The following is a 25,761-nucleotide window of genomic DNA, read 5'->3' as shown; positions in this document are numbered from 1 at the left end:
CGTATTCAGCTGCGCCCGGACGCTTTCAGCTGCGCTCGATCGTGTTCAGCTGTCCTCGTCCGTGTTCAGTTGCGCTCGGTCGCGGTGTTCAGCCGCCGATCCGAGCCGGAGAGCCGCTGATCCGAGCCCGAGTCCGCGCCAGGGCTGGCGTGGGACGTGAGGAGCTCCGCCACGAGATCCCGACACTCCGGCTTGTTGCGGAGGTGGCTCAGCAGCAGGTTGGAGGCCTCGCTGAACGACTTCTCGTAGGCGAGCCCCTCGCGCGTGCGCGCCGCGACGCGCTCGCGCCCCTGCGCCAGGTCCTCCTCCAGGGCCTCGGCGTAGCGGGCGAGCTGGGCGCGGAGCTCGTCGATCTGGCGGCGCAGGTCGCGCGCGTTCGCCTCGCGCGTGTTCTTCTTGTGCTCGTAACGCCCGAGCTGCTCGCGCTTCGCCTGCGCGGTCGCGCCGGCCGCGCCCGCGCGCTCGTAGACGAGCGGATCGTGGTTGCCCTGGCGGACCGCCCCGTCCGCCAGCTGGCGGGCGGACAGCGCGAGCTTCTCGGCGGCGGCGAGCTCGACGCGGACCTTCTCGACGTCCTCGCCGTCGGCCATCGCCTCGCGCATCACGCGCGACTCCTCGTGCGCGAGCTCCTCGACCTTGCGGCCGATCTCGGCGCGCAGCGCGCGGCCGCGGCGCTCGAGCGCCTCGAGCTTGCGGGTGAGGCTCGCGACCTCGCCCTCGAGCTTGTTGGCACGCGCGGCGAGGTCCCAGGCCTGCGCAAGGCCGTTCTGGACCTCCTGCGGAACCTGCCCGGACGGATAGGCGCGGGAGACCATGCGCGAGAACAGGGCCGCCCGGCTCGCCCACTCGATGACGCCCGCGCTCTGCGGCGGCGGCGGCGGCGGCGGCACCGGCACGCCGTCGCTCCCCTCGACCTCCCACGCGTGGGCCGGGAGCCCGCGCTGGAGCGCCTTCAGCTCCTCCTGGAGGTGGTGGGCGTCGCGGTAGCGCTTGCGGATGTCCTTCTCGAGCAGGCGCAGCACGATCGCCTCGCCCTGCGCGTGCGCGTCGGGGCGGATCGAGCGGGGCCGCGGCGGCGCGTGGGTCCGCTGCATCTCGAGGAGCGTGTCGCGGTCGTTCGCGCGGAAGGGGAGCTGCCCGGTCAGCATCTCGAAGAAGAGCACGCCGAGCGCGTAGAGGTCGGACTGCGCCGTCGCCTCCTCGCCGCGCGCCTGCTCGGGCGACATGTACTCGGGCGTCCCGAAGACCGCGCCCTTCGGGGCGAGGCGCGGGTCGCGCGCGATGGCGGCGAGGCCGAAGTCGAGGATCTTGACGAAATCCTTCCGGCCGCCGCGGTGGGTGAGCAGGATGTTGTCGCTCTTCAGATCGCGGTGCACGACGCCGAGGTCGTGGGCGCGCGCGAGAGCCGCGCACATCTGCTCGAGGATGTCCACCGAGCGCGCGATCGGCATCGGGCCGCGCGCGAGCTCCGCCGAGAGCGGCGTGCCGACGAGGTACTCCATGACGAGATAGAGCTCGCCCTCCTCGGTCTCGCCGATGTCGTGGATATCGATGATGTGGGCATGATCAACGCGGTTTGCGGCGCGCGCCTCGCGCAGCATCCACGCGCGGAGATGGGTCTCTCCGCGGAGATCGGGCCGGATGAGCTTCAGGGCGACGACCCGGTCGATCAGCACGTGGCGAGCGCGATAAACGACGCCCATGCCGCCTTCGCCAAGCCGTGCCTCGAGCCGGTACCTGCCGGCCACGACCTTCCCGATCAACGGATCGGTGCTCGAAGCCTTGGGACCTGCCGGTCGCTGAATCGCGCGCTCCATGGTGCCTTCGTTTCTCCTCAGCGCTCCCCAGAAGAGCCGTTCTCGTCTCTCAGGGCCCTATTGCGCTGTGCGGTGAGTCGGATCGCTCGCTGAACGTATCCGGTTTGAAACAGCTGGTCTACGGGCCCGCGGTCGGGTTGCGATGAATATCGTGCGAGCTCCGTGTGGAGGTGGGGTGGGAGACCGGCGCCGATGACGCGCTCGTCTCGTCGAGCCAAGCCAAGCCAAGCCGCGCGGGCGGGCTCGCCTCCGCGGACGGCCGTTCGGGCGGGCTCGCCTCCGCGGGCGGCCGCGCGGGAGGAGGGGTATCGCCTTGCGGACGGGCGCTCGCCGGGCGAGGATCGAGGGGCAGGCGACAGACGAAGCGCGCGCCGTGGACCGAGGCCGGCGCTCCGCGGCACGGGTGTCCGCCGCGGCCGCCGTCCCCGTCTTCTCCTTCTGGTTCCGGTTCTGGCGCGAGGGCGAGCGTGCCGCCGTGCCGCCGGACGATCTCGGTCGAGATCGACAGCCCGAGGCCGGTCCCCTGCCCTCGCGGCTTCGTTGTGAAGAACGGATCGAAGATGCGCTGGGCGAGATCCGGCGGAACGCCGGGCCCGCTGTCCGAGATCGCGACGGCCGCCATGTCGTCGTCGACCCAGGTCTCGATGCAGATCACCGGCTCGCCGGGCGCGCGCGGCGCCGCGCCGCCGCCGGAGGTCCCCTCCTCTGCCGGCGCGGCGGGCGCCGGCGGCGCCTCGAGCGCCTGGATGGCGTTGACGAGGAGGTTCATGAACACCTGGTTGATCTCGCCGCCCCGGCAGGTGACGGGCGGCAGCTCGCCGTAGCGCCGGATCACCTCGATGCGCCCCTGCCGGAGCCGCGGGCCGAGCAGGAGCAGCGTCTCCTCGAGCCCCGCGTGCAGATCGGCGGGCAGCGGCTCGCCCGAGACGCGCGAGAAGCTCTTCAGGTTGGTGACGATGCGGACGCTGCGCTCGACCGCGCGGTGGACGAGGGTCGAGATGCCGGCGAGATCGTCGAGCGCCGCCTCGGTCTGGAGCCGCTCGCGGAGCGCCTCGAGCGCGCGGCGGCGCTCGCCCGGGAGATCGCGCTCCGCCTCGCGGTACGCGTCGAGGACGGCGCGGAGCTCCGCGGCGCGCTCCTCGATCGGCTGGGCGGCGCCGGCGATGGCGTTCAGCGGGTTGTAGATCTCGTGCGCCACGCCGGCCACGAGCTCGCCGATGGAGGCGAGCCGCTCGCCCTGGATGAGCGCGGCCTGCGTCCGCTTCAGCTCGGACAGGGCGCGCGTGAGCTCGGCGGTGCGCGCGGCGACGTTCTCCTCGAGGCCGGCGCGCTCGGCCTCGAGCTCGGCGATCGTGCGGGACAGCGCCTGCCGCATGCGCTCGACGCTCTCCCCGAGGCCCACGACCTCCTTGGGCCCCGACAGCCGCGGCACGGCGGCGTCGAGCTCGCCGCGCGCGACCTCGTCCGCGGCGCGCGCGAGCCGCGCCATCGGCCGGGAGAGCTCGCGCGCCGCCCGCGCGACGACGCCGAGGGCGGCGAGGACGAGGAGGGACAGCGAGGCGAAGAGCGCGGCGATGGCGTTGAAGTCCTCGTCGAACGACGAGCCCGTGGCGAGCGCGCGGTAGAGGCCGATCGAGGAGAAGAGCGAGAGGAGCCCCGTGAACAGAAGGGGCAGCCCGAAGTCGCGCAGCATGCGCCGCCGGAGGGGCGTCGGGGGCGCGCCGCCGTGCTCGGGCGCGCCCGTCCAGGCGCGCAGGAGGTCCACCGCGCGGGCGACGGAGTCCTTGTGCCAGGCGCGCTGGTAGAACGAGACGCCGAAGGCGAAGAGGGCGCCGAAGCCGAGCTGCATGAGCGCGTCGGCGACGCTGGAGGTGGCGCCGACGCGCACGTAGGCCATGCCGATCGCGGTGCACCCGAGCCACAGCGCGAAGTTCAAGGAGGCGAGCACGCCCGGGAGCCGCTCGGCGCGGGCGAGGCCGCGGCCGAGCAGGGCGCGGGCGCCGGAAGGGCCGGCCGCGAGGGCGGCCAGGATCGGGCGCGTGGCGGGGCGCACGGCGAGCGTGAAGCCGAGGGTGCCGGAGAGGGCGAGGAGGGGGACGACCTCGAACCACGCCTGGAACACGACCTGGCTCTGGGTGCGGAGGAACGCGACGCAGAAGAGCAGCATGACGTGCCCGCCGACGATGCCCGCGGTCGCGGCTGACTCCGCGAGCCTCGGCCGGAGCGCCGCGGCGAGGGCGCGCGCCGAGGCGGCGTCTCCGGCGCCGCCGTCGACGGCGCCTTCGCGGAGCAGGGCGCGGTAGATCGCGCGGCGCATGCCGCCCGCCATGACGCCGAAGGCGACCGCGGTCACCAGGAGGCCGAGCCACGACGGCGGCGTCGCGCGGCCGATCCCGAGCGGCCCTGGCCAGGAGGGGGGCGCGGTCGGGGCGCCCCGGAACGCGAGCGGCAAGACAGCGAGCGGCCACGAGAGGGTGCGGATCGCCGCCGCGACGGCGAAGCCGCGGTCGCCGCGGCGGGTGAGCGCGCCCGAGAACGCGGCCGAGGCGGCCAGGGAGGCGAGCAGGAGGATCGCCGGCCACGGCGTGGTGAAGGCGGCGGGGACGACGGCGGAGAGGAACAGGAGCGCCGAGAACAGCTCCCAGCCGGTCGCGACGAGCTCTGCGCGGACGCGCGGGGCGCGGGGCGCGGCGGGCGGGGGCGGCGGCAGCGTGGTCACGGGACGGGCGGCATGGAAGCGCAGGGCGCGCGCCATCGCAACGGCGCGCCCCCACGTGCGACGGCGCGCCGTTGCGATGGCGCGCGCCTCCGCGCGTCAGCGGGCGGGGAGGCGCACGCCCGGGAGGACGGTGCGCCGCTCGACGACCTCGTCGAGCGCGTCGGCGTCGATCAGGAGGTGCGCCCGCAGGCTGTCCTCGATGGCCGAGAACACCTTGCCCTGGTAACGGATCTCGCGGCCGGGCCCGGCCGCGAGCCAGTAGTTGCCGCCGGGGCCGCTGCCGTCCCCGGCCGCGCTCGGGCTGGCCAGGAGCGGCTCCGCGTTGCCGGGGAACGGATCGGGCGGGGTCGCGAAGCCCGGGAACGACGGCGCGGGCGGCGCGGGCCCGAAGGGCTCGGGGCCTGCGGAGAACGTGAGCGACGCGCCGGGCTCGAAGCTCACCGACAGGGCGCCGCCGCGAGCTGCGACCACGACGCCGGGCGTGCGCTCCTCGACGACGACCTCCTCGATGACCTTCCCGGAGACGAGCAGGAGCTTGTGGCTGCTCGTCACCTGCGAGCTCTCGGCCGTCAGCTCGCGGCGCAGCGCGATCTGATGCGAAACGTAGAATTGCAGGTTCTTCACGTCGCTGTCGCTCAGGTCGTGCTGCACCCGGAGCTCGTGCGTGAACGGGACGAGGCGGGGGCCGCAGCCCAGGAGGAGGAGCGACAGGAGCGCCAAAAAGAGCGGGGCGGACGCCGTGGACAGGCGCCAGCGCGCCGCGGCGTGGGTCGTGTGGACGGAGAACGGCATGGAAGCCCTCGTTGAGGAGGCCCCGGCGAGATCGCCGCGGCGCACCTCTTCGCAACGGGACGGCCGGGCGCAGCTTACAGCGGGCCGACGAGCCGCTCGCCGCGAGGGTGCCTGGCGACGCCACGGCGGAGTCGCCGCCGCCTCCGGGGCGCGCGACGGGATGAGGCGCTCAGCCGGGTCCAGGACGATTGGCGATCTCCGCCAGGTGCTGTTTCAGCACCTCCGCGCGGATCGGCTTGACCAGGTGCACGTCGAACCCGGCCTCCCGGGTCATGCGGCGGTCCGATTCCTGGCCGTAACCGGTCATCGCGAACAGCGATAGGCCCGCGAGGCCCGGAATGCGACGCAGCGCGCGCGCGACGTCAACCCCTGTCATGCCCGGCATGCCGATATCGAGCAGCACGACGTCCGGCCGGAGCTGCGCCGCGAGCTCGAGCGCCGAGGGGCCGTCGAACACGGCGTGCACGTCGTTGCCCATGCGCTTGAGCAGCAGCGCCATGCTCTCGGCCGAGTCGCGGTTGTCGTCGACGACGAGGATGCGCAGCGTGCGCCCGGCTTTCGTCGCGGGAGCGCCCGCCGTCGGCGGCGCGAGGGGGCGCGTCAGCCGCGGCAATCGCACGATGAACTCGCTGCCGCGGCCGGGCCCCTCGCTGAGCGCCTGGACCGTCCCGCCGTGCAGCTCGACCAGCCGGCGCACGATCGTCAATCCGAGGCCCAGCCCGCCCTCGACGCGATCGAGGCCGCGATCCCCCTGCGTGAACAGATCGAACACCTGCGGCAGCAGCTCGGTCGATATCCCCACGCCGCTGTCGCGGATACGGAGGATCGCGTGCGCGTCCTCCGCCTCCACGGTGACCCGGATCGAGCCGCGCGGCGGCGTGAACTTGGCCGCGTTGTGCAGCAGGTTGCTCACCACCTGCGTGAGCCGCGCCAGGTCGCCCGAAACGATGGCGAGCGGCTCGGCGGACAGCTGCAGCTCCAGGGTCTGCTCGCGCGCGTCGATCCAGGTCCGGGACGCTTCCGCCGCGCGCGTCACGACGTCGGCGAGATCGATCCGCTTGGACTCCAGCGCGATCTTCCCGCGCGTGATGCGGCTCACGTCGAGCAGGTCATCGACGAGCCGCACGAGCTGACCGAGCTGCCGTTCCATCAGGCCGGCTGCCCAGACGACCTGGGCGTTGTCCTTCCCTTCGAGCTTGAGGACGCTGGTCGCGTTGGCGATCGGCGCCAGCGGATTGCGCAGCTCGTGCGCCAGCATCGCCACGAATTCCTCCATCTGGCGCGCGTTGGACTCCATCTGCTCCAGGCGCTTGCGCTCGCTCAGGTCGCGCGTGATCTTGGAGAAGCCGCGCAGCTCGCCGCGCGGGCCGTGGATGGCCGTGACGAGCACGCTCGCCCAGAACGACGACCCGTCCTTGCGCACGCGCCAGCCTTCGTCCTCGAAGCTGCCTTCGCGCCGCGCGGCGGCGAGCACCGCCTCTGGCCGGCCGCGCGCGATCGCCTCGGCCGGATAGAAGCGCGAGAAGTGCGAGCCGATCACCTCCTGCGCGGAGTATCCCTTGATCCGCTCGGCGCCGGCGTTCCACGTGGCCACCCTGCCGTCGGGGTCGAGCATGAAGATGGCGTAATCCTTCACGCCTTCGACCAGCGCGCGGAAGCGCTCCTCGCTCTGCCGCAGCGACTCTTCCTGGCGCTTGCGCTCGCTCAGATCGCGCGTGATCTTGGAGAAGCCGCGCAGCTCGCCGTCGGGGCCGTGGAGGGCCGTGATGATGACGTTCGCCCAGAACATCGAGCCGTCCTTGCGCACGCGCCAGCCTTCGTCCTCGAAGCGGCCCAGGCGCCGCGCTTCGGCGAGCTCTGTCTGCGGCCACTTCCGCTCGATCGCCTCGGCCGGATAGAAGCGCGAGAAATGCGAGCCGATCACCTCTTGCGCGGAGTATCCTTTGATCTGCTCGGCGCCGGCGTTCCACGTGGTCACGCGCCCCTCGGTGTCCAGCATGAAGATGGCGTAGTCCTTCACCCCTTCGACCAGCAGACGGAATTGCAGATCGGCGCCGAGCCCCGTCGGATCCATGCCGCACAGCCTACAGCATGGGTACACGTTCGCCACGCGATGCTCTCCCTTCCTGTCCTGCTCTCCGCGTCCGCGAGCGGCCATCGTGGCCAGCAGCGGCGAGTGACGAGCACAGCAATGGCCACATGAGCCCGCGTCGAGGGCGCCCGCCGGCGGCCGCTGGAGCGGTTCAAGGGTGTCAAGACAGACTCATCGATTGTGGAGCCACCGAACGTGTCCAGTGCGAGCCACCCGACCTCGAGGGCACCGGGGTTGTCTTGCCCATCAGCTCCGAGGGCGCGCGCCGCCGATCCGTTGCCGACGCCCGGTGGCTCACGCTCGAGTTGGTGTGCGCGCGTATCGCCGGCGAAGCAACGCCCGTGTACCCTGGCCGGTGTACCGTGAGGCCCCCGCGAGCATCTCCGCTGCGACCGCTCCAGGACGAGCACGCTCATGCATCCTGACCCCTGGCACCTGGTCACCAGACAACCGGACTACATCCTGGCTTCCTGGCACCAGATCTTCTGTGTCATCTGGCGCCGCGAGACGACCGAGGACGGCGCGCGCCACCTGAGGGATGCGTGCGCGGAGTTCGCGAAGAAGCACCCGCGCGGCATAGGGCTGCTCACCCTCGTCGAGAGCGGGGCGCCGTTGCCATCGGCGCCCGCGCGCAGGGCGATCGCGAGCTTCCTCGCGGAGGCGAGCGCGACCATCAGGTGCTCAGCGGTCGTCTTCGAGGGCTCGGGGTTCCATGCGGCGATGGTTCGCAGCGTCGTGACAGGGCTCACGCTCGTTGCCCGCCAGCGTTATCCGCACAGGGTATGTGACATCGGGGAAGCCTGGCAGATGTTCGCAGAGCTCCTGCCCGCGGTGACGGGCGCCGCCGTGAGCGAAGCCGCGTTCCGGGCATCGCTCGACGCGCTGCGCGAGGACCTCCGCCGGACATGAGCCGGCGCTGCGCCTACTCCCAGTACAGCGTCGCCCGCCCGATCGCGGTGAACGGCCACCCCGGCGAGTAGTGGATCCCGGTGACCGGGGCCGGCTCGTACGGCAGCCGCGACGCGCTCGCGAACTGGACCTCGCGCCACGTCGTGTCGAAGAGGTTCTGGACGTCCACGGCCACCTCGACGTTCTTCCACCGCAGCCCGGCGTTGGCGTCGACGACCGTGAACCCCTCGGCGGTGAGCGACTCGTCCTCGGTCGCGGGCCGCGCGGCGATCGCCTTGACCCGCAGCGCCGCGAACGGCGTGAACGCGCCGAACGTCGGGCGGACGCCGACGCCCGCGGTCAGCGTCCGGGTCGGCGCGAGGGCGACAGCGCTCGCGTTGCCGGCGTTCTCGCGGAAGCGCGCGCGGGTGAAGGTCGCGTCCACGTCGGCGAAGAGCCAGCTTTGGAGCCGGTAGCGCCCGCCGATCTCGATCCCGTAGCGCCGCGTCTGCCCCGACGCCTCGGTCGCGCCCGCGTCGCCGCTCCAGACCAGCTCCGAGTCCAGGTCGAGCAGGAACGCGGCCCCGTTCAGCGACAGCCCGCGCAAGGGCGCGACCCGCAGGCCGACCTCGTAGCCCGTCGCCGGCGTGATCAGCGTCGCCGCCCCCTCCCCCAGCACCGCGCCCCGCGCGTCGTTCGAGTGGAAGCCCCGCCCGAAGTGGGCGAAGAGATCGACCCCCTCGACCGGCGACACGATCGCCGTGAGCTTCGGGAGCAGCTGCATCTGTCCCCGGGCGCCGCTCGACCTGTTCCCCGCCGCCTCGAGGTCCTCGCCCGGATCGTCCACGTTGACGTCGATCCACTGCGCGCGCGCCCCGAGCACGACGCGGAGCCAGCGCCGGAGCCGGGCGTCCTGCTCGACGTAGACGCCGATCTGGCTCTCATCGACGTGGGTCCTGCTCTTCTCCTCGATCCGCTCGCGCGCCTCGTCGTGGTGGAGGGACTTGTCGATCGCGTCCGCGCGGATCTGCGCGCCGAGCGAGGTCGTGAACCTCGCCCCGCCGATCTCGTATTGCCTGCGGAACCGGAGATCGGCGCCCCCGACCGTGCGGTCGTCGTTCTGCTCGATCTGGTCGCCGTGGACCGGGTCCTCGCTGAAGAACGTGAAGTTCGAGTACAGCGTGAAGCGGTACCGGACGAGGTAGGCCAGCGCGCTCAGATCGGCGTCCCGCCACGCCGTCGAGTACGCGACGGACGCCATGTGCCGCTCGGTCGCCCCGCCCTCGGTCGGATCCACGGCGCCGAAATGGTCGATGCACGGCTGTCCGAACGCCGAGGGCGGCGGGTTCAACCCGCCCTGCTCGCCCTCGCCGCACACGGCGCGCGCGGGGATCTGGCCGGAGCCATTCCAGGTCGATCCATACGACATCCAGGTCATCTGGACCTTCCCCGTGTTGCCCAGATCGTGCGTGGCCCGCAGGTACACATTGAAGCGCTTGAGGCGCTCCGGGCTCAGGAACGGCCCGTCGTTCCGGTAGATCTCCGCCGCGGCCACCGCGCGCCACGTGTCGCCGAGATCCGGCGAGGCGATGACGAGACCGCGCTGGATACCGTACTGCCCCAGGCTGACCTGCGCGTAGCTCTCCTCGAGCTTCTCGGCGAAGCGCAGGTTGACGGCGCCCGCCGTACCGAAGTCGCCGATGTTCGCGTAATAAGGCCCCTTGTACCCGTCGAGCCCTGTCACGAGCTCCGGGATCATGAAGTAGAGATCGGTGAAGCCGTGCCCGTGGCCGTGGCTGACCATGTTGACGGGCACGCCGTCGACGAAGAAGGCGACGTCGGTCCCGTGATCCGCGTCGAATCCGCGGAGGAAGTACTGGTTCGCCTTGCCGCCGCCCGCGTGCTGCACGGCGAAGAGCCCGGGGACCGACTCGAGGAGGTCGCCCGGCCGGAGCCTCGGCCTGAGCTCGAGCTCCCGGTGTCCGACGGAGACGCGCGACGCGGCCTCGCTGCCCGGCTTCTCCGCCTGGATCGTGACCTCGATCGCGGCGTCGCCCGCGGGCGCGCCCTCGCCGGTGGGCGCCGCGGCGGCGGCCTCCGGCGGGGCAGCGGGCGCCTCGGGGGTGGCGCCCTCGGCGCGCGCGGGCCGCGCGGCGGCCAGCACCATGGATAGTGCGGCGAACAGATGAAATGGATGGCGGTGCCCGTGGCTCGTCGTGACCGTCTCGCGCAGCATTCGTGTCCTCCTTCGCCGCAATCGCGCGGAGCGGCGTCGGGCCGCTCGCGTCGAGCTCCGCGAGGACGAAATGGCTGGCCATCGCACGGTGCGCTGGACCGACCTCTCGCCCCCGCGGGCGACCGGAAGGCGACGCGGGGGCGGTTCGGTATCCGGGACGTGCGCAGAGAGGTGGAGCTGCACCGGCTCGGACCTCACCGCCTCCCTCGAGGCTCCCAGGTCGAACCGGCGCCGGATGTCTCCCGCCGCCGGGCGCTGGCAGGTCTTCGGGCTCGCGAGCGCTCCGGTCTGACCGGCTCCCTACTGTCCACCGCTTCCCAGCCCTCGGCGGGCCAGTGCATGGGGTGGAGGTCGTTCTCGCTTACCGCTGCGGGGCAGCCCCGGAATTTCACCGGGTTCCCTCTTCGGCCCAGGCGAACGCCCGGGCACCAGCACGGCGCGCACCCTAGGACCGTGCGCCTTCGGCTGTCAATCGCTACCGCTCCGCTCGCCCGCTCGTCGCGCGCCGCTCTCTGCGCCGCCCGCGCCACGCGCGCGCCTCGCGCGCGCCTCCCGCTCTTCATCCGAGCGCCTCGACGCACGCCTGCCGTGCAGGCCGAACGTTCGGGCTCTAGCGAGGATGGGCTCGCTCCTCCGTGGGTCGCGTGCTACACGGCCGCCGCCGTATATGCCCCGTAACGATCTCCGCAACATCGCCATCGTCGCCCACGTCGACCACGGGAAGACGACCCTCGTCGATCACATGCTCCGCCAGTCGGGCGCCTTCCGAGAGAACGAGGTCGTGGCCGAGCGGGTCATGGACTCGAACGACCTCGAGCGGGAGCGCGGCATCACCATCCTCGCGAAGAACACGAGCATCCGGTACCGCGGGGTCAAGATCAACATCGTCGACACGCCCGGCCACTCCGACTTCGGCGGCGAGGTCGAGCGCACGCTCATGATGGCCGACGGGGCGCTCCTGCTCGTCGACGCCGCCGAGGGCCCGCTGCCGCAGACGCGCTTCGTGCTGTCGAAGTGCCTCCAGCGCGGCTTCCCGGTCATCGTGGTCATCAACAAGATCGACCGGAGCGACGCGCGCGCCCACGAGGTGCTCTCCGAGGTGTTCGACCTCTTCTGCGACCTCGAGGCCAGCGATGCGCAGATGGACTTCTCGACGCTCTACGCGATCGCGAAGTTCGGCCAGGCGAAGCGGGAGCTCGAGCACGAGGCGAAGGACCTCGAGCCGCTCTTCGAGACCATCCTCGAGCGGGTCCCCGGCCCCTCCGGCGACCCCGACGGTCCGCTCCAGGTCATCGTCTGCAACACGACCCACGACGAGTACGTGGGCCGGCTCGCGGTCGGCCGCGTGGTCCGCGGCACCGCCCGGTCCGGCGCCGACGTCGCGCTCCTCGGCGAGGGCGGCCAGTCGCGCGGCTACGTGAAGATGCTCTACGCCTACGAGGGGCTGAAGCGCGTCGCGGTCGAGAGCGCCGTCGCGGGCGAGGTGATCGCGATCGCCGGGCTCGACGCGGTCACGATCGGCGACACGATCACGGATCCGGCGCACCCCGAGGCGCTGCCGCGCATCGTGGTCGAGGAGCCGACGATCAAGATGAAGATCGGCGTCAACACGTCGACCTTCGCCGGCAAGAGCAAGCAGTCGAAGTTCCTGACGAGCCGTCACCTGAAGGAGCGGCTCGAGCGCGAGGCGATGAAGAACCTCGCGATCCGGGTGGAGCCGACCGAGGTGCCCGACACGTTCGTTGTGCTCGGCCGCGGCGAGCTCCAGCTGGCGATCCTCGTGGAGACGATGCGGCGCGAGGGGTACGAGATGCAGCTCTCGAACCCCGAGGTGGTGACGCGCGAGATCGACGGCGAGGTGATGGAGCCGCTCGAGCTCGTGGTCGTGGACGTGCCGGACACCTACGTCGGCATCGTGACCGAGCGCCTCAGCTCCCGGCGCGGCCGGATGGTGAAGATGACGAACCCCGGCTTCGGCCGCGCCCGCCTCGAGTTCCGGGTGCCGTCCCGCGGGCTCATCGGCTTCCGCGGCGAGTTCCTGACGGCGACGCGCGGGACGGGCCTGCTCAACACGATGTTCGACGGCTGGGCGCCCTGGGGCGGCCCGATGATGCGCCGCCCGACCGGCGCCATCGTCGCCGATCGCGTCGGCGTGGCGACCCCGTACGCGCTGCACCACCTGCAGCCGCGCGGCATGTTCTTCATCGTCCCCGGCGTCGAGGTCTACGAGGGGATGATCATCGGCGAGCACAACCGGCCGAACGACACCGACGTCAACGTCATCAAGGAGAAGAAGCTGTCGAACGTGCGCAACCACGGCAAGGACGAGAACGTCCTCCTGGCCAGCCCGCGGCTGCTCACGATCGAGACGGCGATGGAGTGGATCGACGGCGACGAGCTCGTCGAGGTCACGCCCGACGCGGTGCGCGTCCGCAAGAAGGTGCTCGCGTGCAACCGCCGGGAGCGCCGCGAGGACGCGATCGAGCAGTCGCAAGCCGTGGAGTGAGCGGCCGGGGCGCGCCGGACGTGCGGGGCGTGCGGGGCGTTTGATGCGCGCCCCTGCCTTGCCTGCCGCACGCTAGGATGCCCTGATGAGAACGCCGCTGCTCTTCGCTTTCCTGGCTTCGCTCGTCGCGCTCTCGGGGGCGGGCGCTTGCGGCGGGGCCGTCGTCGTCGACGGGCTCCCCGGGAGCTCCGACGGCGCCGGGGGCGCCGGCGCGGCCGTGGGGTCGCCATCGGCGAGCTCCGGCGGGGCCTCCGTCGAGGAGCAGAGGGCCTCGTGCGATTTCTTCTGCTCGCTCTTCGCCGGCGTCACGTGCCCGGAGCTCCGGTGCAGCGAGCGCTGCGCCGACCTGCTCTCCGAGCAGCGCCCCTGCAACGCGCTGACCGCCCCCTTCTTCGACTGCGTGGGCGAGACCGTCGCCTCCGCGGACCGGATCCCCTGCGATTTCCTCGCGCCGTCGATCGCGTCGCTCTTCGATTGCCTGAGCGGGCGCGCTCGGGAATGCACGACCGATTTCCTGCCCCCGACGTGCGACGCGCAGTTCGAGGAGCTCAGGGCGTGCCAGCGCGATCAGGGCCGGTAGCGGGGGCGCTCGTCGCCTGACGCGCGCGGCCGCGCGCCGGGGTCGAGGGCGCTCCGGAGCGGCCCGAGGGCGTCGGCGACGAACGCGACGAGCGCCTTCACGCGCGGCACCCCGCGCGTATCGCGGTGCACCCCGAGCCACAGCTTGCGCCCCGGCGGCGGCGAGGGCGGCGAGAGCAGGCAAAGGCCGGCGGTCGCGTCGCCCAGGTAGCGCGGCAGGCAGACGAGCCCGACGCCGGCGGCCCCCATCGTCGCCTGGGGCTCGCGGCCGTTGGTGCGCGCGACGACGCGGGCCTTCGCGGCGACGGCGCGCACCCAGGACAGGTCGGCGATCGCCGGAGGCTCGTCGTTCATGGTGACGAGGGTGTGGCCCTCGCACTGCCGGCCCCAGTCCGGCGGGCCGTGCTCGGCGAGGTAGGCCTCCGATGCATACAGCCCGAACCCGATCCGCGCGACCTCGCGCTGGAAGACCTCGTGGTGCTCGAACGCGGCGGGGCGAAGGGCGATGTCCGCTTCCCGCCGCGGCAGGCTCAGCCAGCGCGCGTCCGCGATGAGATCGACCGAGATGGCGGGGTGGCGCGCGAGGAACGGGACGAGCAGCGGCCCGAGGACGCGCGTGGCGAGCCACTCGGACGCGGTGACACGGAGGTGGCCCCTCAGGCCCGCGTCGCGTCCGGCGGCGGCGCGCTCGGCCGCGAGCGCGTCCTGCTCCATGCGCTCGGCGTGGCCGAGCACGCTCTCGCCCGCGGCCGAGAGCGCGAACCCCGACGGCGAGCGCTGGAAGAGCCTCGCCCCGAGGCGCCGCTCGAACGCCGCGACGCGCCGCCCCACGGTCGGCTGGGTGACCTTCAGCACGCGCGCGGCGGCGGAGAGGTTGCCGTGCCGCGCGACGGCGAGGAAGTAGCGCAGATCGTCCCAGTCGAGCATGGCTCCGGGGCGCGGGGCGCTGCTGCCGGAGAGCGCTCCGCGCCATGCAAAGGTGCATGGCGAGTCTACGTCGATGGCGGATCCCCGGGCAACGGCGGACCGCGCATGCTCTCCCGCGTGCGTTCCCGCACCCGCGGACTCGCGCACTCGCAGGTCGCGTGTTTCACGTCGGATGATCTGATGGAGGCTGGCATGCTGACGAATCGTCGTGAGTTTCTCCACCGCGTGACCGGCACGGCCGCGGCGGGCTTCCTGGGCTCGGCGCCGGCCGGGATGGCTTCCTGTACCGCGCAGCACGGGCCGGCGCCGCCGCGGCCGGCGGCGGGATCGAAGATCAAGGCGGTCGCCTTCGACGCCTTTCCGATCTTCGATCCGCGGCCGATCGCGGCGCTCGCGGAGGAGCTCTGTCCGGGCAAGGGGGCATCGCTGAGCGAGGCGTGGCGCACCCGTCAATTCGAGTACACGTGGCTCCGGGTCGCGTCCCACGAGTATGCCGACTTCTGGCAGGTGACGGCGGACGCGCTGGTGTTCGCCGAGCGCGCGCTGGCGCTCGATCTCGGGGAGGAGAAGCGGGCGCGGCTCCTCGGCGCGTACCTGGATCTCCGGGCGTGGCCTGACGTGCTGCCGGCGCTCCGGGCGCTGAGGGGCGCTGGGATCCGGCTCTCGTTCCTGTCGAACTTCACGCCGAGGATGCTCGGGGCCGCCATCGAGAGCTCCGGTCTGGGTGGCCTGTTCGAGCACGTGCTCAGCACGGACGGGGCGAGGACGTACAAGCCGGATCCTCGCGCGTACCGGATGGCGCTCGACGCGTTCGGCCTCACGCGCGAGGAGATCGCGTTCGTCGCGTTCGCCGGCTGGGACGCCGCGGGGGCCCGGTGGTTCGGCTATCCCACGTTCTGGGTCAACCGCATGGGCCTGCCGGCCGAGGAGCTGGGCGTGAGCGCCGACGCGACGGGAGCGAGCCTGTCGGATCTCGTGGAGTTCGTGAAGGAGAGGGCGTGACCGGCGGGGCCATGCCGCCTGTGCGATCGGCGGGTCGCAGGGCTCCCGGCGCGCCTCACGGCGGCGAGGTCACGGCGCTGCGCATGGCGCGCATGGAGTCGCGGGCGAACCGCCCCTGGACCCGGCGCGCATAGGGATAGCCGAGCCGGGCGAGGAGGTGATTCGGCCGGGAGACGGCGAAGATGTCGTAGGCGACCTCGCCGGAAGGCTCGTCGTGCTCGACGAGGAAGCGCTCCTCGCCGCGCTCGCCGTGCTCCTCGAGCGTCCCGTAGGCGAAGCCGAACCGGCGCACAGGGCCGCTCGTCTCATCGACGGTATAGACAATCCGGCACGCGTTGAGCCAGTGAATCCCGAGCACGCGGACGAGGATTGCCACGGTGACGCCGGTCTGGAGGGGAGCGTCGGGATAGCAGAGCTCGACCCAGCCGAGCCGGAACTGCGCCCAGCGCCGCATCGCCTCGACGGCGCGGTCGAAGAGCGCGGCGCCCTGGCCGAGCACCGCGCGGTGGTGGTCGACGTTGAAGCCGGCAGGCGGCCGCGGGCGGCCATCGCCGGCGCCGGTGCAGCCGACCTCCGCGTACGAGAGCGGCCGGCCCGCCTGGCGAGCGAGGAAGGCGCGGATCGCGGCATCGGAGGGGCGGGCGCGGGAGAGCACGAGGGGCAGGATAGCCGATCACGGAGACGCGATCTCCCGCACCGCTTTACAGTCACGACGAAGCACGAGGAGCACCTTCGCGGCTGACCGGCCTGCACGGATCCGAAACGCCTCTCACGGAGGGAACCGCATGGATATGAGATGTGCTGGACGATCGCGAAGCGGGCTTCAGGCGCGCTTCGCAGGTCGAGGACAGCGGCGCGTGCACAACGCGACTCCGCGTGTGCGGCTGGCACCTCCCGGCGAGCGCTGATACGCTCCTCGGCGACTCGTAACAGCGAGGAGGTGCATGGCCAATGGACATGCAGTTCAACTTTCACGACGCCGAGGTCGAGGCGGATCAGCTGGATGCGATGCTCGAGAGCCTGATGCGAGACATCGGCACCGCAGGCGCGACCCCGCGGCGCGCCGTGGAAGGCCACCTCCCGAGGAACGCCAAGGGAGACGCCTTCACCGTCGGCGCGATCGCGCTCGCCGCGCTCCCCGCGGTGCTTCCCCAGGTGATTCAGCTGGTCAATGAGTGGGTCGTCCGCGCGCCGAGGCGCCGCATTCGCATCCGGGGGAAGAACGGCCTGGAGGTCGAGTTCACCTCGGACAAGCCGCTCGGGGAGAAGGAAGTGCTCGACCTCGCACGCCGCATCAGCGCAATCAAATGACAGCCATGGACAGAGATCCTGTGCTGGGCGGACGGGACCGCCTCGCGCTCATCATCGCGAACGGAATGTACGCGGACGGCAGGTTGCGCTCGCTCCAGGCGCCCGCCCTCGACGCATCGAAGCTCGCCGACACGATGGGGAACCCGGACATCGGCGATTTTCGCGTCCAGCTCTGCGTCGATGGCAGCCAGCTCGAGGTCCGGAAGGCCATCGGCGCGCTCTTCCATCGCCGCCACCCGGAGGATCTGCTCGTCCTCTACTACTCCGGTCATGGCCTGAAGGACGACTGGGGTCACCTCCACCTCGCCACACACGACACGGAGAAAGAGCTCTTCAGCGCGACCTCGGTCGACGCGGCGTGGATCAGCCGCCAGATCGATCAGTGCCCCGCGAAGCGCATCGTCCTGATCCTCGACTGCTGCTACAGCGGCGCTTACGAGAACTCCGCCAAGAGCGAGCAGGACAGCGTCGACATCGCCGGGACGTTCATGGGAGACGGCTCGGGTCGCGTCGTGATCTCCGCCACGACGTCGGTCCAGCTGGCGTGGCAGGCCGACCAGCCCGTGGGGGTGACCCCGCAGTCGATCTTCACACGCCACATCGTCGAGGGCCTGTCGACCGGCACAGCCGATCTGGACCGAGACGGATACGTCGATGTCCACGAGCTCTGCGAGTACGTGCAAGCGAGCATCAAGGCCGAGGGAGGCCGGCAAACCCCGCAGATGTGGACGCAGAAGTACGAGGGGCGGCTGCGCATCGCGAAGGCCCCGCTCCGGCCCACGATCCCGGCGTCGGGCGGGAACACCGCGATCACCTACGAGCTCTTCGTGTGCAACGGGCCCCTCGCGGGTCGGCGGTTCGTGCTCCACCCTGGAGAGTTCACGGTAGGGCGAGAGCCCGACTGCTTCATCCGCCTGGATGATCCGAAGGTATCGCGAAAGCACGCGACGATCGTCGTCGGAGCGGAGGAGGTGCGCGTGATCGACCAGGGAAGCACGCACGGGACCAAGATCGACGATCAGCGCATCACGAGCGCCTTGCTCCCGCAAAACGGCCAGATCGTCGTCGGGGGCACCGTGCTCAGGCTGGTCCGCCTGGAGGCCCCAGGCACACGTCAGACCGCGGAGACGATCGCGCACCCGCCAACCGGGCCGAGGAAGCGATCGGCCACCCTGTTCACTCCCTGAACCCTGGCGCGGGGGGCGCCCGCGCTATGCTTCGGCGCGCCCTGCGGGCGGGGCCTCCCGGTGGGTGTGACCGCGCCCAAGGGTGAAGGGGCACCGCTCGCCCGCAGCCCGCGGGCGGCCTGACCGCCCTCCCGTCGATGCACAAGGACCTCCTCGATCTCCTCCTCGCCCTCGACCGCGTGCCGCAGGATCCGCGCTGGCACCCCGAGGGCGACGCGCTCTTCCATTCCCTGCAGGTCTTCGACCTGGCCCGCCGCGAGACAGCGGATCGCTCGCTCTGGGCCGCGGCCCTGCTCCACGACGTCGGCAAGGCGTTCGCCTGCGCCGACCACGCCGAGGAGGGGGCCGACGTGCTCGCGGAGCTCGTGAGCCCGCGGATCGTCTGGCTCGTGCGGCACCACCTCCACCTGCTGCGCGCGCCCGGCGCGACCAAGCGGCGCCTGCGGCGCACGAAGGCGCTCGCGGACCTCGCGCGGCTCCGCCGCTGGGACGTCGGCGGCCGCTCGCCCGAGGCGACCGTGCTCCGCCCCGAGGCCGCCGTGGAGCTCCTGCTCGACGGCGCAGACTGGACCCTCCTCTCGATCGGCGGCGAGCCCGCCCCCTCCGATGACCTGCGAAAGGAGCCGCTCGCCTGAGCGCAAGGTCCGCCGGGAGGTCCTCTGCGACGACGTCGACCGCTGGGGCGACGATCGCCGGCTCTGGGGCGGCGAGGCCGAGCCGCCCGGGCGAGCGCGGCTCTGCGCCGCGGTGCGGGACGCGGTCGAGACCGCGCTGACGGCGAAGCAGCGGGAGGTCGTCGAGGCGTATTTCTTCGACGGCCTTTCGCAGGGCGAGATCGCGCGCCGCCTCGGCGTGGCGCAGCAGGTGGTGCAGAAGCGCCTGTTCGGGGCGCCGCGGGGCGGCCGGGTGGTCGGCGGCGCGATGCTCCGGCTGCGCCAAGCCCTCGAGCCGGCGGTCGCCGCGGCGCCGGCGCGGGCGGCGGCGTCGGCGCCAGCTGCGGGGCCGGCGCAAGCGGCGGAAGCGCCGGCGCGGGCGCGCGCGGCGCGGGTGGCCCGATGAGCGCAGAGCGCTTCGGCGGGCTGCGGGCCCGCATCGCCGCGGAGGCCGCGCGCCTCATGTACGAGGAAGGCGTGGACCAGTACTTCACCGCCAAGCGGATGGCCGCGAAGCGGATCCTCGGCCAGGTGGAGGGGCGGCGAGCGCGCTACCGGCCCGCGGACCTGCCCTCGAACGGCGAGATCCGCGAGGCGCTGCTCCTCTTCGCCGAGCGCGCCGAGGGGAGCCAGCGGACGCGCCGGCTCTTCGCGCTGCGCATCGTGGCGCTGGAGGCCATGCGCGCGCTCGCGCCGTTCTCGCCGCGGCTCATCGGCTCGGTCTCCACCGGCCATATCCGCCGCGGCAGCGACGTCGATCTGCACGTGTTCCCCGCCGACGAGGAGGCGCTGGAGCGGCACGTGCGGGCGCTCGGCTGGACGTTCGACCGGGAGCGCGTGACGATCCAGAAGGGCGGAGAGCTCCGGGAGTACGTCCACTACCACGTGGCGGACGTGGCGCCCCTCGAGCTCACGGTGTACGCCCCGCGCGATCTGAGGGCGCGGCCCCGCAGCAGCACCGATGGGAAGCCGATCGTGCGCCTCGGCGTCGCCGCGCTCTCGGCGCTCTGCGCCCGGGATCACCCCGTCGCGTGGGAACGCTACCTGGAGACCGGCGAGGTGGAGGGCATGGACGCGCTGCTCGAGGCGGACGAGGACGAGCCGCTCCCCGGGCCGTTCGATGGGCTGCTCGACGGCGGCGGCGCCGGAGAGGGCGGCGACGAGCCGGCCTGCGCCGAGCCCGGCGAGGAGGACGACGCAACTCAAGACTACGAGCCGCTCCCCGGCTTCGAGGACACGGCCTGAGGCCCCGCCCTCAGGTGAGGAGGGCCCGGCGCTCCTGCGCTCCCGCGACGGCACGAAGAGATATCGTCGCTCGCCGAGCGCGACGTCCAACTCCGATCGATGGATAGAACGACTCGCCGGATCCGGAGCTCGCGGTCGTCGCTGGACTCCACCGCTTTCACCCGCGCTGCGAGGCCGACGAACCTCCTCGCCGCGCGGACTGGCAAACGTCGGACGACGCGCCGGTGTCGCCGCGTGGCGAGGCTTGACCCTCGCGACGCCCGGGTGCTCTCATGGCGCGGTGAAGCCCGAGGCCCCGCCGCCCACCCCCAGCGCAATCGCGGCGCCTCCCGGAACGACAGCAGCGGGCGTCGTGTGGCGGGCGCGGGGGCGGCTCAACCTCACGGTGATCGCCAAGGCGACCTTCGCCTTGATCGACGGCGCAAAGATGATCCCCGTCGCGCCGCAGGGGATCGTCGAGGCCGACATCCACCATCACAACAACCCGGGCCGCAGCGTCCGGTTGACGAGCGACCTCGCGCCGTACCTCGCGCGCATCGACGTGTTCTTCACGGGCCACGCGCACGCGCCGCCGGGCCTGCCTGCGGCGCCCTTCTCCGTGCGCCTCGCGCTCTTCGCCGGCGAGCGCCCGATCCTCGACAAGGCGCTCTCGATCGAGCCCGGCAGCGCGGAGAAGGCGGTCCCGCTGATCTACGAGCGCGCATTCGGGGGGATCGGCATGGCCGACAACCCGTTCGGCACCGCTCGCCCGACCGTCCTGGACCCCGCGCGGCGTGACCGCCCCGCGGGCTTCGGGCCGATCGGGAGCGTGTGGCCGTCGCGCAGGCGGCTGCTCGGGCCCACGACCCGCAAGGCGCTCGAGGGGCCCATCCTCGAGATCCCCGACGATTTCGACTGGAGCTACTTCCAGGCGGCCCCCCCGGATCAGCGCGTCGAAGCCCTGGCCGGCGACGAATGGCTCGTGCTCGCGGGGGTTCACCCGACGCTCGCCGTGCTGCGGACGCGCCTCCCCGGAGCGCGCGCCCTCGCGCACGTCCATGGCCTCTCCGCGTTCGGCGTGAGAGAGGGGCAGCCGCTCGATCTCGTGCTGGACACGGTGCACGTCGACGGCGACCGGCAGTCGTGCTCGCTGGTCTGGCGACGCAGCTTCCCTCTCGCGGGTGAAGCAGCGCTCGCGGCGGTGCGTGTCGTCGTCGGCGTCGAGGTGCCGGGCGCCCCGCCCGCGTGGCTGGCTCCTGCCGAGATCGCGATGGCGGCCCCGCGCGCGGCCGCGACGCCCGATGCGCCCGGGGCGACGCTCGATCTGTCCGATGGAGACGTCGAGGGGCGCGATCGGCGCGGCGCCGCCCGGCGCCTCGATGCGACCGTCGAGCAGACGAGGCGAGCCCCCGTCGGCTCGGCGGCCCCGCTCCCGTTCCGCCCGGGTGCCGCGCCGGCGCCCAGCCCGCAGGCGCCACGGCCGCCGAAGCGGCATTCCGTCTCGGAGACCCACGATATCTCTCACGAGGACCAGGATCACGCCGTCCAGCAGAGCCTCCTCCCGTTTCGACGGACCGGGCTTTCGCCCGCGCCGCCGGCCGAAGCTCCTGCGCCGCCCGCCGTGGCTGCCGCTCCGCCGCCCGCAGCCACGGCTCCCGTGCCGCCGCCCGCTGCCGCGGCTCCCGCGCCGCCCGCCGCGGCTCCCGCGCCGCGATCGCCGTGGGGCGGCGCCGCGAGCAACGTCGCGATCGAGCCCGTGCCGCCTCGCAAGGCCCCGAAGCAGCAGAAGCTCGACATCCAGCAGGTCATCTACGGGTCCAGCAAGGGGCGGCCGTAGGTGGCGATCCTTCACCACGCTCCAGGGGGCCAGCCGAGCCATGGAAATCCGCGTCGAAACCGCCGGCGTCCAGTGGGAGGGGGTCCACGTCCGCGTGCTCTCGGGGCGCGAGGCGATCTCCCAGGTCTTCTCGTTCGACCTCGACGTGGTGTGCGATCCGCAGCTGGACCTGCCCGAGGACGCCGTACCCGGGGCCCGGCTCAGCGTCGTCTTCCTCGTCGAGGGTGAGGAGATCCGCCGCATCCACGGCATCCTCGAGCAGATCCTCGATCGCCTGGACCCGGCCGACGAGCTCGGCGCCTACCGCCTCCGCGTCGTCCCGCGCCTGTTCAAGCTGGCGCTCGTCGAGACGCAGGAGATCTACATGGATGTGAGCGTGCCGGACGTGATCCGGCGCAAGCTCGAGCGGCACGGCCTCGGCGCTGGCGACTTCGAGCTCCGCCTCCTCAGGGCATACCCGCTGCGCGAGCTCGTCGTGCAGTACAAGGAGAGCGATCTCGCCTTCATCAGCCGCCTCGCCGAGCACCTCGGGATCAGCTTCACCTTCGAGCACCGGGTCGACCGCGACGTCGTCGTCTTCACCGACCACCCGGCGGGCTTTCGCCCCGCGGAGGGCGCCGCGGAGGCGCAGTTCCGGCCGCGGGGCGAGGCGTCCGACGTCTTCGCGCTCGAGGTGACGCGCAGGATCATCCCCTCGGCGTACGTGGTGCACGACTACAACTACCGCAGGCCGCTGCTCGACATCGCCGCCTATCACACGCTCGACGGGGCGTCGGGCGGGGGAATCGTCGAGTTCGGCAGCCACGTCAAGACGGCCGAGGAGGCGAAGGAGCTCGCCCAGATCCGCGCCGAGGAGCGCCTCTCCGGGCAGCGCGTCTACGAGGGCAAGAGCGCGCTGCCGGCGTTCACCGCAGGGCACCGCACCCTCCTGCGGGAGCACCCGCGGTTCGAGGCGCCGGAGGACCTGCTCCTCGTCGAGGTCGAGCACGCCGCGAGGCTGCCGGCCTTCCACGAGGCGGGCGTGCAGGCGTCCTACGCGAACACGTTCACGGCGGTGCCCGGGAGCGTCAGCTACCGCCCCCCGCGGCGGACGCCGAGGCCGCGCATCCACGGGTTCGTCACCGGCGTCGTGCAGCCGGGCCCCGGGGGCGAGTCCGGCGGCGTCGCGCGCCTCGACGGCGACGGCCGCTACACCGTGCAGTTCCATTTCGACACGGCGCTGCCGGGGGAGCAGAAGAGCTCGCACCCGGTACGGATGGCGCAGCCCTTCGCCGGGCCGAACCACAACATGCATTTTCCGCTGCGGCCCGGCGCCGAGGTGCTCCTCGTCTTCGCCGACGGCGATCCGGATCGGCCGCTCATCGTCGGCTCGGTCCCGAACGCGGCGGCGCCGTCGGCCGTCAACACCGCGTCCGCCGATCGCCACCGGATCACGACGGCCACCGGGGCGATGATCGAGATCCGCGACCGGCGCTGAAGCGAGATGGAAGATCCCCGCATGAACCAAGCCCCCGCCCCTTCAGCGGCGCGCCTCCGCTGCCTCGACGGCCAGCCGGCGCCGGCCGACGTCGTCCGCGACTGGAAGCGGTTCCTGGAGCTGCCGGACAAGGCCCGCCAGAACCTCTGGGAGATCCTGGCGCCGAGCCTCGCCGGCTCGGTCGACGCGGCGATGGAGAGGCGCGCGGAGGCGTTCTGCCGGCTCTACGACCTCGCCGCGCCGGAGCTGCAAGCGAGCCTCCGCGTGTGCCGCTTCGTGCTCTCGCGCGCCGGCAGCCTCGACCTCCCCGCGGCCGACGTCGCCGAGGACATCGCGGCGCTCTCGGGCGGCGACGCGCGCGGCGGCGTCGCGGTGCTCTCGTGGTACGAGGCGGCGAAGGCCGTCGTCCGGCGGGGCATCCTCGAGGAGTCGATCTTCGATCACGGCAAGGTGCTTGTCGGGCTCGACTGGCGCGTCGACCGCATCGCCGGCTCGGACCGGGGCGTGCACCTCGACGCGCCCCTCGCTGTGCTGACGCTGCGCCTGCGCGACGGGGGCCGCGACGAGCGCACGACGATCTACGTGGCGCCGCAGGCGCTCGGGCAGATCAAGGAGGCGTGCGACCGGATCGAGCGGATGATCGCCGGCTCGCCGCGGCCGCCCTCCGGCGAGCCGAAAGCGCAGGGATAGCGATCGCGAGGGCGGCGACCGCCGGCGGAGAATGGCCATGAGCATCACGATCAACAACGGCGCCAGGTACACGAGCTCGACGTCGGTCACGCTCACCCTCGCCGCGCCCGCGGGCGCGACGCAGATGCGGCTCGCCAACGACAGCGCGACGTTCGGGCCGTGGGAGCCATTGTCGGCCACCAAGGCGCACACCCTGTCGTCGGGCGACGGCGCGAAGACGGTCCGGGTGCAGTTCGGCCAGGGCGGCGTCGCCGCGGGCGCGGAGGAGACGGCGACGATCACGCTCGACACCGTGGCCCCGACGGGCGCGTCGATCGTGATCAACGGCGGGGCCGCGGACACGGCGACACGGCAGGTCGCCCTCACGCTCGACGCGACGGACGCGGGCTCCCCCGTCGCGAGGGTGCGGCTCAAGAACGAGAGCGGCGGGTGGGGAGAATGGCAGGCCGTGACCGCCAGCGTGTGGTGGACGCTCTCGGACGGCTACGGCCGGAAGACGGTGAGCGCCCAGTTCCAGGACAGCGCGGGGAACACGTCGAGCGAGGTGAGCGCCTCGATCAACTACGTGCAGTTCAGCGTCACCGGGACCTGGCTCATCCTCAAGACCCCGGACTACGACGACGCGACGGGGACACAGACGAGCTACCTCCGCATCGGCGCGTCGGACTCGACCACCGAGAACGCGCTGCTCGACACGGGCGTGCAGAACGCCGGTGATCTCCGCGCCGGAGATCCGGCCAAGACCTACCCGGGCTGGTTCGAGTACACCGACGGCGACCGGACGCTGGTGGTCCGCGGCAACAACCGGGAGAGCATCGAGAAGGACGAGACGGTCCTGATCGGCGGGAACAAGACCGACACGGTCGCGGGCAAGTACCGGCTCAACCTCGGCGCCGGCACGCTCGAGGTGTACAACGCCGATCCCGTCTACCGGGTCGAGTTCTTCGAGCAGGACGTGCTCACGGCCGGGAAGAAGAGCTGGCGCAAGCGCGAGATGGGGCACAACTCCAGCGACACCTACACGTTCGGCGACACGGAGAGCTTCTTCGGCGGCTACAAGTTCGACGCGATGTTCGGCCTGACGAACACCGTCTTCCTCGGCGGCAAGGTCGATCTCAGCCTGGCGCTGGCGCTGACGGCGAGCATGGGGTTCACCTGCGAGTTCGGGATGGGCCTCAAGTACTCGAACGTCGACGGCAAGGACATCAAGACGGCCGGCGATCACGAGCTCAAGGCGCGCAAGGAGATCCACCTGCGCATCAAGGCCGATCACGAGGGCGTCGGCGGGGGCCGGAACCTGGTGCTCGCGGGGATCGCCGCCGCGACCGCCGTCCCGGTGGCGATCCTCTCGGGGTGCACCGCCGCGGGGACCGTCGACAGCAGCGGCGTTGCGGCCACCCCGGCCGGGTGCCTCGGCACCGCGGCCGGCGTCTTCGCCGCCGGGCTCGTCGCCGCGGTGGTCGTCGCGCTGAAGGACAAGGCCGGGGCTCCGGTCTCGCAGGCCGAGATCAAGATGGATAAAGACAAGGTCCTCATCCAGCAGAACAACGCGGCGGGCGTGATGCAGAGCAAGCTCTACGTGGGCGAGGCAGCCGACGGGCCAGGATTGGTGTGGCTCGAGAACAACCGGAACTGCTGGCTCCAGCTCAAGGCCAACGGAAACATGACCCTCAACGCGGGGAACAACCTCAATCTCCAGACCAACGACGGAAGCGCGATCCTGAAGCTGTTGACCGGCGGCACTATCCAACTCAAGAGCACGAGCGCCAACATCAGCGGACAAATCACCCTGGGCGCCAACCGAGCGTTGACCGTCCAGTAGGC

Annotated in this window: 20 protein-coding genes and 1 riboswitch; of the genes, 13 read left to right on the top strand and 7 right to left on the bottom strand. The window is 72.2% G+C overall.

Annotated features, from left to right (window positions below; translation table 11 throughout):
* Window positions 1-65: 65 nt before the first annotated feature.
* From WMF45_RS05275 to WMF45_RS05260, 4 genes are all read right to left on the bottom strand, one after another.
* A complete protein-coding gene (locus WMF45_RS05275; RefSeq protein WP_437715866.1) occupies window positions 66-1,817 on the bottom strand; it encodes a protein kinase domain-containing protein in 1,752 nt (583 codons plus the stop codon).
* Between the two features lie 118 nt (window positions 1,818-1,935).
* Window positions 1,936-4,536, bottom strand: coding sequence for a sensor histidine kinase (locus WMF45_RS05270; RefSeq protein WP_437715865.1), 2,601 nt, complete (start codon window positions 4,534-4,536; stop codon window positions 1,936-1,938).
* A 96-nt stretch (window positions 4,537-4,632) separates the two neighbouring features.
* Window positions 4,633-5,328: a DNA-directed RNA polymerase gene (locus WMF45_RS05265; protein ID WP_437715864.1), complete on the bottom strand. Its 696-nt coding sequence runs from the start codon at window positions 5,326-5,328 to the stop codon at window positions 4,633-4,635.
* Between the two features lie 169 nt (window positions 5,329-5,497).
* Entirely contained in the window at window positions 5,498-7,402 is a 1,905-nt protein-coding gene (locus tag WMF45_RS05260; RefSeq protein WP_437715863.1) for a hybrid sensor histidine kinase/response regulator, read from the bottom strand.
* A gap of 432 nt (window positions 7,403-7,834) precedes the next feature.
* Between WMF45_RS05260 and WMF45_RS05255 the strand changes: the two genes are divergently transcribed.
* Window positions 7,835-8,329 carry a hypothetical protein gene (locus WMF45_RS05255; RefSeq protein ID WP_437715862.1) on the top strand — a complete coding sequence of 165 codons (495 nt, stop codon included), beginning with the start codon at window positions 7,835-7,837 and terminating at the stop codon, window positions 8,327-8,329.
* 13 nt (window positions 8,330-8,342) lie between these two features.
* On the opposite strand, the gene WMF45_RS05250 is transcribed toward WMF45_RS05255, so the two are convergent.
* Window positions 8,343-10,544, bottom strand: coding sequence for a TonB-dependent receptor (locus tag WMF45_RS05250; protein WP_437715861.1), 2,202 nt, complete (start codon window positions 10,542-10,544; stop codon window positions 8,343-8,345).
* Between the two features lie 240 nt (window positions 10,545-10,784).
* Window positions 10,785-10,992, bottom strand: a riboswitch (cobalamin riboswitch).
* Window positions 10,993-11,163: 171 nt separating this feature from the next.
* Here WMF45_RS05250 and typA point away from each other — a divergent pair.
* Window positions 11,164-13,050: a translational GTPase TypA gene (gene typA / locus WMF45_RS05245; RefSeq protein ID WP_373372266.1), complete on the top strand. Its 1,887-nt coding sequence runs from the start codon at window positions 11,164-11,166 to the stop codon at window positions 13,048-13,050.
* Window positions 13,051-13,135: 85 nt separating this feature from the next.
* Window positions 13,136-13,630 carry a hypothetical protein gene (locus WMF45_RS05240; RefSeq protein WP_437715860.1) on the top strand — a complete coding sequence of 165 codons (495 nt, stop codon included), beginning with the start codon at window positions 13,136-13,138 and terminating at the stop codon, window positions 13,628-13,630.
* On the opposite strand, the gene WMF45_RS05235 is transcribed toward WMF45_RS05240, so the two are convergent.
* Window positions 13,618-14,556, bottom strand: coding sequence for a LysR family transcriptional regulator (locus tag WMF45_RS05235; protein WP_437715859.1), 939 nt, complete (start codon window positions 14,554-14,556; stop codon window positions 13,618-13,620). The genes WMF45_RS05240 and WMF45_RS05235 overlap by 13 nt on opposite strands.
* 192 nt (window positions 14,557-14,748) lie before the next feature.
* On the opposite strand from WMF45_RS05235, the gene WMF45_RS05230 reads away from it, so the two are divergent.
* Window positions 14,749-15,558, top strand: coding sequence for a haloacid dehalogenase type II (locus WMF45_RS05230; protein ID WP_437715858.1), 810 nt, complete (start codon window positions 14,749-14,751; stop codon window positions 15,556-15,558).
* Window positions 15,559-15,613: 55 nt separating this feature from the next.
* On the opposite strand, the gene WMF45_RS05225 is transcribed toward WMF45_RS05230, so the two are convergent.
* Window positions 15,614-16,213 (bottom strand): DUF1990 family protein, encoded by a 600-nt coding sequence (locus tag WMF45_RS05225; RefSeq protein ID WP_437715857.1) that lies wholly within the window; start codon window positions 16,211-16,213, stop codon window positions 15,614-15,616.
* A 296-nt stretch (window positions 16,214-16,509) separates the two neighbouring features.
* Here WMF45_RS05225 and WMF45_RS05220 point away from each other — a divergent pair, with 296 nt between their 5' ends.
* The 9 genes from WMF45_RS05220 (at window position 16,510) to WMF45_RS05180 (ending at window position 25,759) form a co-directional block, all read left to right on the top strand.
* On the top strand, window positions 16,510-16,869 hold the full coding sequence (locus WMF45_RS05220; RefSeq protein ID WP_437549783.1) for a hypothetical protein: 360 nt from the start codon (window positions 16,510-16,512) through the stop codon (window positions 16,867-16,869).
* Between the two features lie 5 nt (window positions 16,870-16,874).
* On the top strand, window positions 16,875-18,056 hold the full coding sequence (locus WMF45_RS05215) for a caspase, EACC1-associated type (protein ID WP_437715856.1): 1,182 nt from the start codon (window positions 16,875-16,877) through the stop codon (window positions 18,054-18,056).
* 137 nt (window positions 18,057-18,193) lie between these two features.
* Window positions 18,194-18,691 carry an HD domain-containing protein gene (locus WMF45_RS05210; protein WP_437715855.1) on the top strand — a complete coding sequence of 166 codons (498 nt, stop codon included), beginning with the start codon at window positions 18,194-18,196 and terminating at the stop codon, window positions 18,689-18,691.
* Complete coding sequence (locus WMF45_RS05205; protein WP_437715854.1) at window positions 18,663-19,115, top strand: RNA polymerase sigma factor; 453 nt, start codon at window positions 18,663-18,665, stop codon at window positions 19,113-19,115. The genes WMF45_RS05210 and WMF45_RS05205 overlap by 29 nt, the downstream gene beginning before the upstream one ends.
* Window positions 19,112-19,954 (top strand): nucleotide-binding enzyme, encoded by an 843-nt coding sequence (locus WMF45_RS05200; protein ID WP_437715853.1) that lies wholly within the window; start codon window positions 19,112-19,114, stop codon window positions 19,952-19,954. The genes WMF45_RS05205 and WMF45_RS05200 overlap by 4 nt, the downstream gene beginning before the upstream one ends.
* A 280-nt stretch (window positions 19,955-20,234) precedes the next feature.
* A complete protein-coding gene (locus WMF45_RS05195; protein ID WP_437715852.1) occupies window positions 20,235-21,770 on the top strand; it encodes a DUF2169 family type VI secretion system accessory protein in 1,536 nt (511 codons plus the stop codon).
* A gap of 40 nt (window positions 21,771-21,810) precedes the next feature.
* Window positions 21,811-23,247 carry a type VI secretion system Vgr family protein gene (locus WMF45_RS05190; RefSeq protein WP_437715851.1) on the top strand — a complete coding sequence of 479 codons (1,437 nt, stop codon included), beginning with the start codon at window positions 21,811-21,813 and terminating at the stop codon, window positions 23,245-23,247.
* A gap of 21 nt (window positions 23,248-23,268) precedes the next feature.
* Window positions 23,269-23,937, top strand: a complete 669-nt coding sequence (locus WMF45_RS05185; RefSeq protein ID WP_437715850.1) for a COMM domain-containing protein — start codon at window positions 23,269-23,271, stop codon at window positions 23,935-23,937.
* 37 nt (window positions 23,938-23,974) lie between these two features.
* Window positions 23,975-25,759: a hypothetical protein gene (locus WMF45_RS05180; RefSeq protein ID WP_437715849.1), complete on the top strand. Its 1,785-nt coding sequence runs from the start codon at window positions 23,975-23,977 to the stop codon at window positions 25,757-25,759.
* Window positions 25,760-25,761 lie beyond the last annotated feature (2 nt).

Origin of the sequence: Sorangium sp. So ce448 (assembly GCF_051520915.1) — a bacterium.
Taxonomy (GTDB): domain Bacteria; phylum Myxococcota_A; class Polyangia; order Polyangiales; family Polyangiaceae; genus Sorangium; species Sorangium cellulosum_B.
This window is presented reverse-complemented; position numbering and strand designations above follow the sequence as displayed.

What these genes read in the sequence shown, in the direction of transcription:
- WMF45_RS05275 (WP_437715866.1), bottom strand. Translation starts at nt 1,817, where the DNA reads ATGGAGCGCGCGATTCAGCGACCGGCAGGTCCCAAGGCTTCGAGCACC.
- WMF45_RS05265 (WP_437715864.1), bottom strand. Translation starts at nt 5,328, where the DNA reads ATGCCGTTCTCCGTCCACACGACCCACGCCGCGGCGCGCTGGCGCCTG.
- WMF45_RS05260 (WP_437715863.1), bottom strand. Translation starts at nt 7,402, where the DNA reads ATGGATCCGACGGGGCTCGGCGCCGATCTGCAATTCCGTCTGCTGGTC.
- WMF45_RS05255 (WP_437715862.1), top strand. Translation starts at nt 7,835, where the DNA reads ATGCATCCTGACCCCTGGCACCTGGTCACCAGACAACCGGACTACATC.
- WMF45_RS05250 (WP_437715861.1), bottom strand. Translation starts at nt 10,544, where the DNA reads ATGCTGCGCGAGACGGTCACGACGAGCCACGGGCACCGCCATCCATTT.
- typA (WP_373372266.1), top strand. Translation starts at nt 11,164, where the DNA reads ATGGGCTCGCTCCTCCGTGGGTCGCGTGCTACACGGCCGCCGCCGTAT.
- WMF45_RS05240 (WP_437715860.1), top strand. Translation starts at nt 13,136, where the DNA reads ATGAGAACGCCGCTGCTCTTCGCTTTCCTGGCTTCGCTCGTCGCGCTC.
- WMF45_RS05235 (WP_437715859.1), bottom strand. Translation starts at nt 14,556, where the DNA reads ATGCTCGACTGGGACGATCTGCGCTACTTCCTCGCCGTCGCGCGGCAC.
- WMF45_RS05230 (WP_437715858.1), top strand. Translation starts at nt 14,749, where the DNA reads ATGCTGACGAATCGTCGTGAGTTTCTCCACCGCGTGACCGGCACGGCC.
- WMF45_RS05220 (WP_437549783.1), top strand. Translation starts at nt 16,510, where the DNA reads ATGGACATGCAGTTCAACTTTCACGACGCCGAGGTCGAGGCGGATCAG.
- WMF45_RS05215 (WP_437715856.1), top strand. Translation starts at nt 16,875, where the DNA reads ATGGACAGAGATCCTGTGCTGGGCGGACGGGACCGCCTCGCGCTCATC.
- WMF45_RS05210 (WP_437715855.1), top strand. Translation starts at nt 18,194, where the DNA reads ATGCACAAGGACCTCCTCGATCTCCTCCTCGCCCTCGACCGCGTGCCG.
- WMF45_RS05205 (WP_437715854.1), top strand. Translation starts at nt 18,663, where the DNA reads ATGACCTGCGAAAGGAGCCGCTCGCCTGAGCGCAAGGTCCGCCGGGAG.
- WMF45_RS05200 (WP_437715853.1), top strand. Translation starts at nt 19,112, where the DNA reads ATGAGCGCAGAGCGCTTCGGCGGGCTGCGGGCCCGCATCGCCGCGGAG.
- WMF45_RS05190 (WP_437715851.1), top strand. Translation starts at nt 21,811, where the DNA reads ATGGAAATCCGCGTCGAAACCGCCGGCGTCCAGTGGGAGGGGGTCCAC.
- WMF45_RS05185 (WP_437715850.1), top strand. Translation starts at nt 23,269, where the DNA reads ATGAACCAAGCCCCCGCCCCTTCAGCGGCGCGCCTCCGCTGCCTCGAC.
- WMF45_RS05180 (WP_437715849.1), top strand. Translation starts at nt 23,975, where the DNA reads ATGAGCATCACGATCAACAACGGCGCCAGGTACACGAGCTCGACGTCG.